General features: G+C 73.4%; 2 protein-coding genes. One reads left to right on the forward strand and one right to left on the reverse strand.

Annotation, left to right across the window (positions count from 1 at the left end):
* Positions 1-444: 444 nt before the first annotated feature.
* Positions 445-1140 (reverse strand): iron-dependent transcriptional repressor DtxR, encoded by a 696-nt coding sequence (locus AN218_RS08210; protein ID WP_070016101.1) that lies wholly within the window; start codon positions 1138-1140, stop codon positions 445-447.
* A 208-nt stretch (positions 1141-1348) separates the two neighbouring features.
* On the opposite strand from AN218_RS08210, the gene AN218_RS08215 reads away from it, so the two are divergent.
* Complete coding sequence (locus AN218_RS08215; RefSeq protein WP_070016102.1) at positions 1349-2101, forward strand: SIS domain-containing protein; 753 nt, start codon at positions 1349-1351, stop codon at positions 2099-2101.
* Positions 2102-2416 lie beyond the last annotated feature (315 nt).

Here is a 2416-nt window from a genome sequence, read left to right on the forward strand (position 1 = left end):
TGCCGCCCCGCGGTCCGCGGACCGCTCTGCCCGGCGCTGCCGCTGCGGCCGGTCCGCGCGGTTCGTACGGCCGGCCGGACCCGGAGGTCCGTGGCCCGGATCCCGGGAGACTCGCAGACCGCGTGGAACTCCCGGATCTGTCGGGCGGCGGCCCGCCCGGTGCCCCGTACGACGCCCCGCGTGCCGCTCCACCGGCCCGCTCGCCCCGCTCGGCGCGATCCATCGACGGCTCCCCTCCGCCCGTACATGCGGGGGCTCAGCGTCGCGCGCCGCACGGCCGGGCTATCGGTTTACCGTAACTCTCGTACCGGCAGGGCCTCTTGGGAAGACGCCACCGGCGCCCCGGGCGCACATGCCCGCCGCAGATGTCCCCCTGACCTGCTGACGCGACGTCAGAGGACTCGGCAAAGCTTTACGCGCGCGGGGCGGCTCCGGGGCGTGCGCTCAGCGGCGTGCGACGAACACGTGCGACGCGATGTCCGAATCCAGCTCGGCCGCCTCACCGCTGCTGCCGATCTGCACACCGCCCGTCGCCCCGGCGTTCACGCTCACCACCGCGCCGGGCTGCACGCCCGCGCGCCGCAGCGTGTACATGAGCTGCGAGTCCATCTGGATCGGCTCGCCGATGCGGCGCACGACCACGGTCTTCGCGTCGCCGCCCGCACCGAGGTCGGTCAGGCTGACCATCCCCTCGTCCAGGAACGACTCGACCTCCGCCGCCTCGCCCAGCTCCTCCAGCCCGGGGATGGGATTGCCGTACGGCGACTCCGTGGGGTGCTGCAGCAGTTCGAGGACGCGGCGCTCCACGGCCTCGCTCATCACGTGCTCCCAGCGGCACGCCTCCGCGTGCACCTGCTCCCACTCCAGGCCGATCACGTCGACCAGCAGACACTCGGCGAGACGGTGCTTGCGCATCACCCGCGTCGCCAGGCGGCGGCCCTCGGCCGTCAGGTCCAGGTGCCGGTCGCCCGCGACCGTGACCAGGCCGTCGCGCTCCATGCGCGCGACCGTCTGGCTCACCGTCGGCCCGCTCTGGTCGAGGCGCTCGGCGATACGGGCACGCATGGGCACGACGCCTTCCTCTTCCAGCTCCAGGATGGTGCGGAGATACATCTCCGTGGTGTCGATCAGTCCGGACATGCGTGCCCCTCGTCAGTCGTGCATCGTGACCCTGCGCCAATTCTGACGCATCACACCGACAACCGTCCCGCCCAGTGCGGGTTGCTCTCTTGACAGGGCACTGGTCCAGACCTCTAACGTGATCGCGGCCTGCGCCGGACACGGGCGAACGCGGCCGCGCGCACCCCGCGCCGGACGCGCACGACGAGACCCCTGGGGGACCTGCGGGATGAGTGACAACACGCTGGCGAGCGACTTCTTCGACGCCGCGATCTCCCTGCTCGGACAGGTACGGGACGCCGGGGGCGAGGAGATCGCCGCCGCCGGCACACTGCTGGCCCGCACCGTCGAGGAGGGCGGCCGCGTCTTCGCCTTCGGCGCCGGCCACTCCTCGCTGCCCGCCCAGGACGTCGTCTACCGGGCGGGCGGACTGGCCGTGATGAATCTGCTGACGGTCCCCGGCTCGGTCGGGGTCGACGTACGCCCCGCGACGCTCGGCAGCGCCCTGGAACGCGTCGACGGGCTCGCCTCCGCCGTCCTGGACACCGGTCCCGTGCGCGCGGGCGACCTGCTCTTCGTCATCTCCCTCTCGGGACGCAACGCGCTGCCCGTGGAGATGGCGTCGCACGCGCGGGAGCTGGGGATCAGGGTCGTCGGCGTAACGTCCGTCGCCTACGCGCGGGAGACGTCCTCGCGGCACTCCAGCGGCACGTTCCTCAAGGACCACTGCGACGTCGTGCTCGACAGCCGGATCGCCGTCGGCGACGCGGAGTTGACGACGGACGGCGTCCCCGCGCCGTTCGCGCCGGCCTCGACCGTGGTGACCAGCGCCCTGATGCAGGCCGTCGTCGCCACCGCCGCACGGGAACTGCTCGACCGCGGCATCGAGCCGCCGCTGCTGCGCTCCGGGAACGTCGACGGCGGGCTCGCGTGGAACGACACCGTGATGGAGCGCTACGCGGACCGGATCTTCTACCGCTGAGCTACCGCCGAGCGGGGCTTCCGGCGCCGAGCGGCTCGTCTACCGCTACCGCTGGTCCGCCGCCCACGGCGGGCCGCCGGCCGCCGTCTCGCCGGTACCCTCGCCCGCGCCGTGCGGCGCGGGCCGTGCCCGCGTGAGCTGCGCCATGTCGACGGCCGCCGCGATGCGGACGGCGATGTCCTCCGCGTACGCCGCGTNTCGTCGGCGCCGTCGCCGTCGCCGTCCGTACCGTCCTCGGCGGGCGGTACGAGGTCCAGCAGCGCGTGGTCGGCGAAGCCCGCGAGCGCGAAGTCGAGATGGACGACGGCCGCCTCC

The organism is Streptomyces nanshensis, assembly GCF_001751255.1.
In the GTDB taxonomy this organism is placed as follows: Bacteria; Actinomycetota; Actinomycetes; order Streptomycetales; family Streptomycetaceae; genus Streptomyces; species Streptomyces nanshensis_A.